General features: G+C 40.6%; 10 protein-coding genes and 1 pseudogene. 10 read left to right on the plus strand and 1 reads right to left on the minus strand.

Translation table 11 applies throughout. The features are described 5' to 3' along the window. Positions 1-8: 8 nt before the first annotated feature. The 10 genes and pseudogenes from BCT81_RS22905 to BCT81_RS22945 all read left to right on the plus strand — a co-directional run bounded on the left by BCT81_RS22905 (position 9) and on the right by BCT81_RS22945 (position 5,646). The gene (locus BCT81_RS22905; protein WP_102425967.1) at positions 9-1,256 is read left to right on the plus strand and encodes a RidA family protein; all 1,248 of its coding nucleotides are present in this window, start codon (positions 9-11) and stop codon (positions 1,254-1,256) included. Between the two features lie 62 nt (positions 1,257-1,318). Next, positions 1,319-1,441 (plus strand): annotated as a pseudogene (locus BCT81_RS29440) (AraC family transcriptional regulator); the annotation flags it as partial. A gap of 140 nt (positions 1,442-1,581) precedes the next feature. After that, positions 1,582-1,932, plus strand: a complete 351-nt coding sequence (locus tag BCT81_RS22915) for a hypothetical protein (protein ID WP_102425961.1) — start codon at positions 1,582-1,584, stop codon at positions 1,930-1,932. 19 nt (positions 1,933-1,951) lie between these two features. After that, positions 1,952-2,407 (plus strand): GNAT family N-acetyltransferase, encoded by a 456-nt coding sequence (locus BCT81_RS22920; protein WP_102425962.1) that lies wholly within the window; start codon positions 1,952-1,954, stop codon positions 2,405-2,407. Positions 2,408-2,531: 124 nt separating this feature from the next. Then, positions 2,532-3,185, plus strand: a complete 654-nt coding sequence (locus BCT81_RS22925; protein ID WP_004737322.1) for a DJ-1/PfpI family protein — start codon at positions 2,532-2,534, stop codon at positions 3,183-3,185. Positions 3,186-3,242: 57 nt separating this feature from the next. Further along, entirely contained in the window at positions 3,243-3,599 is a 357-nt protein-coding gene (locus BCT81_RS22930) for a hypothetical protein (RefSeq protein ID WP_102425963.1), read from the plus strand. 30 nt (positions 3,600-3,629) lie between these two features. Continuing rightward, positions 3,630-4,145 (plus strand): GNAT family N-acetyltransferase, encoded by a 516-nt coding sequence (locus BCT81_RS22935; RefSeq protein ID WP_102425964.1) that lies wholly within the window; start codon positions 3,630-3,632, stop codon positions 4,143-4,145. 144 nt (positions 4,146-4,289) lie between these two features. Next, positions 4,290-4,457, plus strand: coding sequence for a hypothetical protein (locus tag BCT81_RS29445; RefSeq protein ID WP_171750658.1), 168 nt, complete (start codon positions 4,290-4,292; stop codon positions 4,455-4,457). A 90-nt stretch (positions 4,458-4,547) separates the two neighbouring features. Further along, complete coding sequence (locus BCT81_RS22940; RefSeq protein WP_102425965.1) at positions 4,548-5,066, plus strand: GNAT family N-acetyltransferase; 519 nt, start codon at positions 4,548-4,550, stop codon at positions 5,064-5,066. A 103-nt stretch (positions 5,067-5,169) separates the two neighbouring features. Continuing rightward, positions 5,170-5,646, plus strand: coding sequence for a GNAT family N-acetyltransferase (locus BCT81_RS22945; protein ID WP_004737327.1), 477 nt, complete (start codon positions 5,170-5,172; stop codon positions 5,644-5,646). A 107-nt stretch (positions 5,647-5,753) separates the two neighbouring features. On the opposite strand, the gene BCT81_RS22950 is transcribed toward BCT81_RS22945, so the two are convergent. Next, positions 5,754-6,200 carry a DUF417 family protein gene (locus BCT81_RS22950; protein WP_102425966.1) on the minus strand — a complete coding sequence of 149 codons (447 nt, stop codon included), beginning with the start codon at positions 6,198-6,200 and terminating at the stop codon, positions 5,754-5,756. Between the last annotated feature and the right edge of the window lie 183 nt (positions 6,201-6,383).

Consider the following 6,383-nt stretch of genomic DNA (forward strand, 5'->3'; position numbering starts at 1 on the left):
TCACACCAATGAGTAGCGATATCATTAAAATTTCAAGAAATACTGAAAATGCGCCATTAAATAATGTATCTACACAAACAGTTGCTTTTTCTCATTACAATAATTTCTCTGCTCAATTACCTATTGACCCTAAAATAGGTCAAATAGTCATCGGTGATATTAAAGATCAAGCAACGCAATGTTTGAATAATATTAAAGCGATTGTTGAAAGCATCGACCATGTAATGGATGACGTGGTGAAAATTAATATCTTCGTTAAGAACATTTCCGATATGGAAGCTATCGATGAAGTTTATAAGGGCTTCTTTAGTAATAGCCTTCCGACACGTACAGTGGTTGGTGTTGCAGCTCTGCCAATGAGCGATGCGCTAGTTCAAATGGACGCGCTTATCTCAAATGGTGAAGGTACAACACCACAGGCACCATGTGCGTTAGTTAAGGTATCAAGAAACACGGATAAAGCCCCTCAGAGTGCTTTGTTTACTCAGACTGCGGCTTTTTCTCACTACAATAATCTTTCGGCTCAATTACCGATTGATGTGAATACTGGTGAGTTGGTTTCAGGTGGTATCACAGAGCAAACAACTCAATGTTTAGCAAACATTAAAACGATTCTAGAAAGCATTGGCCATGTTATGAATGATGTGGTGAAAACCACGATTTACCTAAAAGATATCGAAGATTCAGAAAAGGTAAACCAAGCATGTGCTAAGTTCTTCCCAAGTTATGTTCCGGCGAGAACGATTGTGCAGGCATCTGAATTACCAATGGGCGCTTTAGTTCAGATCGATACTTCAGTTTCACATGGTGATGGCACACCGCCACAACTGGCAGAAGATACTTGCTTACTGGTTGTTGAAGCAAATAACACAGCTAAAGCACCATTCATGCCTTACTCGCACACCGTTGCTTTCTCTCACTACAATCATATTTCAGGTCAACTTTCTGTAGATCCGAAAACCAATGAAGTGGTTGCTGGTGGTATTAAAGAGCAAGCTGAGCAGTGCCTACAAAATATTAAGGCGATCATTGAAAGTATTGACCACAGCATGGACGATACGGTGAAAGTTAATATTCAACTTAAAGATATTTCAGATCTTGATGCGGTGAACGAGGTCTACACTACATTCTTTAATGCTGACTTACCGGCAAGAACGGTGGTTGGGGTTTCGAAGATTCCTATGAATGCCTTAATTCAAATGGATGCAGTCGTTTCTAACTGCGAAGGCACACCCCCACAAGATGTTGTTGCTTAAATATAGTTAAACACATCGCTAACAACGTTGATATTTTAGCTCTAGTTTCTAACTTAGAATTAGAGCTGATTCAGTTTGAAGGTCTGCGAATAAGTGATGTTGCATGCCGAATCAATGACTCCAATTCATCTCAATTTAGGCGCGAATGTAAGCGCCACTTCAATACATCACCACGAGCGGTGTAATGCTTCCTATCAGCAATGAAGGTTGTTAAACATGCGGCACTTCATATAGTGCAATCTTGCACATATTTTTTGATTGACCGAGAAATCTAAATTTTATAAATATCCGTTATTAAAGTACTAATATTCTGCCGGAGGTTCATTTGCTCGATTTGTTAAAGAAAGTGGTGCTTATCAATTTGATGGCTGCAATAGTCGTTTTTGTGCTGTCGCAGTTTTTTCCTTTCTTTGCTTCTACTCAACTCGTCGACTTCTTATTTTATGTCTTTATCGTCATTTGGGTTTTGGCAAAACTTCTCTGGGAGGGAGGCGTTCATAGCAAAACAACGCGCTTAGATGATCCTATTACAGACAAAGTCTACAAAATGGTCGACGGGCACGATTTTGCTAAAGACCAACAAGAACACTATCGATTGAATTATCAAACGGGCTTAGTGCTATTCATTGCTGGCTTACCGGCGTTTATTGCGTGCTTTGTTCTGCAATTCTTTTGAGCACGGATAAGAGGTAGTAATGGAAGAATATTTAGAACTGGACGTGATGACATTGGAGTCTATTTCAAAAGAAGCGGGCTTTCCAATAGATAGAGATGTGTATTTAGCATCTCATGCCCAATCGATGGAACAAGGACTGCTTGTCGAATATCGGCGACATAATAAGCTAATTGGCTACACGACGTTAAGTGATTTAGGCGATGGCAGCTGGTTTGTCCCTATGTTTGTGGTACACCCAGACTATAGAAGTAAAGCCGCTTTTCTTGCTCTATTTCGTGGCATTGTAAACATACTGAAAGATCGTGATTCAAGGGTATTAGTAAGCAATGTTTTACGCTTAAATGAACTGTCGGTGCAGTTTCATAAGCGATTAGGGTTTGAAATAACACGTGAGAATCACTTAGGTTATGAGTTTACTCTAGCGTTGACTCCTGAAGTAAAAAGAAAATGGTCTAATTTCGTCGCTGTTACCTAGGGGCCATAAATAATTGTGGTTCGAGTTTGACCTCAAGTATGTGGTGGTTAATATCACCTTTCTATGAATCGCCTCACTATTAACGCTTCTCATCTTTCGAGAGTAATCAACAAGGGCATGTATTATGTACAAAGTCGGAATCGTATTATTTGATGACTTCACAGATGTAGACTTCTTCTTGATGTATGACTTATTAGGAAGAACGACGGACTCTTGGGAGGTTAAGGTTCTTGGAACTAAGCCTGAGCATCGTTCACATTTGGGTATGACGGTGAAAACCGATGGCCATTTGAGTGAAGTAGCGCAGCAAGATGTAGTGCTGATAACAAGTGGTTATCGCGGTATTCCTGCTGCATTGAAAGAACCAGAGTTCATGAACTCATTACAGCTGGATCCGAGTGAGCAGTTAATCGGGTCGATTTGCGCGGGATCTTTTGTGTTACACGAACTCGGTTTACTTAAAGGTAAGAGGCTTACAACAAACCCGCATGCCAAACCAACATTAGAAGCGATGGGGGGAGATGTCCAAGATCTGCCTTTAGTTATTGAAGGCAACATTGCTACGGCTGGTGGATGTCTTTCTCTGGTCTACTTAATCGGTTGGATGGCTGAACGATTATTTGATTCTAACAAACGTAGAGCGATTCAAAATCAACTCATCCCCGCAGGGCAGTTAGATCTCTTCGAAGATCTTATCTCGGGAACCATCCAGTCTGCAGAGGCTGATAATTTACATAACAAGTCACTAAAAGTTGAGCTGACAGACGCGGTGATTTAAACCATCGCAACGGCACTTTTACAAATAACGTTTAGTGAGAGAACGAAAAACAAGTTTATGCCATTTAGAATTATTTTAATGCTATGCCTAGTTCTGACGGGCTGCGCATCCAATGAAGCTTTGCAACCGGACCCAACAACCATCACGCTATTTTATGGTGATACATCGATCTCCGCAGGCGTATTAGAAGACAAGACATTTAATTCAGTACTCGCCGATAGGGCTGAAAGTGTCACTTTTTCGGGCTTAGTACGAAAGCAAGACTCTGGTTACTTGGTTGATATGCTTGTGATTCGAGAAACGAAAGAGCCACGCTCGACTCGACAATTAAACACGTCAATTCATATGAAAACTGGAGAGTTAGTGGATGTGGGTGGCGTGAACAACGACATTTTTAGGGTGATTTTGGAATAGTGTTATCAGCCTTTAGTTAAGGGAGAGGTTATGCAGCAGAACATTACCACGGAACGATTAATCTTAAGGCCATTTCGATTGAGTGATAGCGAGCGCGTTGCTGAACTTGCGGGTGAGAAAGTGATAGCTGATATGACGGCTAATATTCCTCATCCATATGAAGTAAACATGGCGGCGGATTGGATTAACACGCACGAGTCTTTCTTTAATGAAGGGAAAGGTGTGGTGTACGCGATAACTCTTAAAGCTAACGACGAGATTATCGGTGCAGTTAGCTTTCCTAGTCTGCAAGATGGTGTTGGTATTCTTGGTTATTGGCTCGGTGTTCCGTTTTGGGGGCTGGGTATAGCCTATGAAGCCTCATTGGCGTTAGTGGAATACAGCAAAGCTCATTTGGGGCTCACAGAACTGAAAGTGATGCACTTGTCTGAAAACAAACGCTCAGAGTCAGTTATACGAAAGCTCGGTGTAAAGTTTGTTGAGAAGCAGGTGCGTAAAGTTCATGGTAGAGATCGTGAACTATACCTGTATCACTCTTTACTTTAGTTTTCTTATATATCGTATCCATTCCTACATTTACAAAAATTAAATGGTCTAGCGAAATAAATAGTTCAATTATCTAAAATTTTGCTTTACCTCAACCTAACTTCAAGTCTTAAGCTTCTTTTACTTATTCATAAGGAGCTTATTATGCAAAGTAATTACGTTAAGGAACTCTCCGTTAAAACTTACCAAGAAGCGATTGAGAGAGAGGTCGTTAAATCAAAAGTTCGACCATTTCATGCTCCGAGTTTTTTCAGTGGTGCCTTGTTATCTATGGCGGTAATGGGGTTGCTTTTGGTCACGCCAATACTTTGAGCGATGGTTAACTCCCATCATCCTAGATAGAAACACAGAGAGTTCGAAATCTGAAAATACAGTACTTAAAGGGAGCTTTTAGAGTTACTTATGGAGATATCTATACACCTACTTCAACCAAGTGATGTTGGTCCTCTTTTCGAATTTGAAGTCGAAAATAGAGAGTGGTTTAATCAATTTGTTCCTGCTAGGGATGACAGTTTCTATTCTGATTCAGGGGTTGCCGACCAAGTTAAGCTCTTCCTTAAGGAATACCAAAATGGTGAGTTGATCCCAATGCTAATTAAGGACGCTAACGGCGTTATTTGTGGAAGAATCAACGTTCGCGATATCAGCAAAAATGGTGAAAGCGGGGAGCTCGGCTATCGGGTTGGTCGAGCTTTTGGTTCTAAAGGTGTCGCCTCTAATGCGGTCAGAAAGCTGCTAACCTATTTGTCTAAGCACTCATCCCTAAAATATATTGATGCTTATGCATTAGTAGGTAATGTCGGTTCAAATAAAGTACTAACAAATACGGGCTTCGACCTCGTTGATTGTGTCCCAAATTACGCAGTATTCAAGGGAAAGCAACAGGATGCCAACTATTACCGCAAGGCAATATCCGTATAAGTGGGCATTTGATATCTATTATTTTTCCTATAATCAATGAGATAATAGGCTCGGAAAGATGAGCTCACACCATTGTGGTGCGAAACAATACAGAGATCAGTTTATGAACATTGTGACAGTCTATAGTGGTAATCAGCAGGTATACGCGAATTTATATCAGGGCTATGCGGCTGAGTTTTCAAAGATTATCGGAGACAAACCAGACGAGTATGGCTTGTTTGAGATTTACCCGACGCTTGGTGATGCCGTAACGGGTTATTTACTCTACATTGATGGCGTTCCTGCTGCATTAACTGCCATTGAAACCAAAGCGCCAAACGAGTTTGAGATTTGTGATTTCTATGTGGTGCCTTATTTCCGTAAGAACAAAGTAGGGAAACAGTTTATCTCTGAACTGTTTGAACACCTAAAAGGTAGTTGGGAAATTAAACAAGTACTGGGCGCAGATCATGCTGTTAAGTTCTGGAGAGAAGTCGTCAATGACTACACCTCAGGTAATTATGTGGAAGACCAGTACCAAGACGAAAAGTGGGGCTTGGTAACAAGACAATGCTTCAATCATGATGGTATTGCCAAGTAAAACCTTATATATCAGAAGCTGGCGGGGTCCTTCTAGCCAGCTTCGGGCCTGTCTATTTCAAGGTATAAGGTGTCTTCTAGAGCTAGGGTAACCTTATTGCTTTATCGTTACTTTTGAGGTTTATTGCGTTCGATTACACTGATCGCGATTGCTAAAAATAGAATATCTTTCACTAAGAAGAAGTTAGTGACCAAAATACCATCCGAAACTTTCCAAGCGTTTGGCGTGGTAATTAGAAAGCTCAGTGTCACAACAAAGATAGCCGCCGCAGCAATGCCAGAATAAAACGCGACTTGCGGTTTCTTAAACCCAATCATCAGCCCAATGGCGACAATGATTTCAGCACCACCAACCATATTAGACACGGCTTGGACTGAGAATAAGTTGTAAAGCCAATTCATTGCTGGGTGGTTGGCAATTAAAGGCTCAATCAACATCGCCTCGGTAGGCGTAAACTTATAAATTCCAATCCAAGCTAACACCAACGCGACACTTATCACACCAAGGTTGTATCCAAAATTGCTTTGCTTCAATTCGTAGGTTTGAACATGCATAAAAGTACTCCATTAATAAGTTCTACACATGACCGCACTAGTGCAAAATTAATTTCACTGTGAGAGTATTACTCCTGTTTATGAATCATTATGATTGGCATTTTAATGTTATATGTATCAATGGTTTATTTGAAGAAAATGAAATGATAGTTTTTATTAAGAGCTTAATACGACGGTACAAGG

Source organism: Vibrio sp. 10N.261.52.A1 (assembly GCF_002876325.1).
GTDB lineage: Bacteria > Pseudomonadota > Gammaproteobacteria > Enterobacterales > Vibrionaceae > Vibrio > Vibrio chagasii.

What these genes read in the sequence shown, in the direction of transcription:
- BCT81_RS22905 (WP_102425967.1), top strand. Translation starts at nt 9, where the DNA reads ATGAGTAGCGATATCATTAAAATTTCAAGAAATACTGAAAATGCGCCA.
- BCT81_RS22920 (WP_102425962.1), top strand. Translation starts at nt 1,952, where the DNA reads ATGGAAGAATATTTAGAACTGGACGTGATGACATTGGAGTCTATTTCA.
- BCT81_RS22925 (WP_004737322.1), top strand. Translation starts at nt 2,532, where the DNA reads ATGTACAAAGTCGGAATCGTATTATTTGATGACTTCACAGATGTAGAC.
- BCT81_RS22930 (WP_102425963.1), top strand. Translation starts at nt 3,243, where the DNA reads ATGCCATTTAGAATTATTTTAATGCTATGCCTAGTTCTGACGGGCTGC.
- BCT81_RS22935 (WP_102425964.1), top strand. Translation starts at nt 3,630, where the DNA reads ATGCAGCAGAACATTACCACGGAACGATTAATCTTAAGGCCATTTCGA.
- BCT81_RS29445 (WP_171750658.1), top strand. Translation starts at nt 4,290, where the DNA reads ATGCAAAGTAATTACGTTAAGGAACTCTCCGTTAAAACTTACCAAGAA.
- BCT81_RS22940 (WP_102425965.1), top strand. Translation starts at nt 4,548, where the DNA reads ATGGAGATATCTATACACCTACTTCAACCAAGTGATGTTGGTCCTCTT.
- BCT81_RS22945 (WP_004737327.1), top strand. Translation starts at nt 5,170, where the DNA reads ATGAACATTGTGACAGTCTATAGTGGTAATCAGCAGGTATACGCGAAT.
- BCT81_RS22950 (WP_102425966.1), bottom strand. Translation starts at nt 6,200, where the DNA reads ATGCATGTTCAAACCTACGAATTGAAGCAAAGCAATTTTGGATACAAC.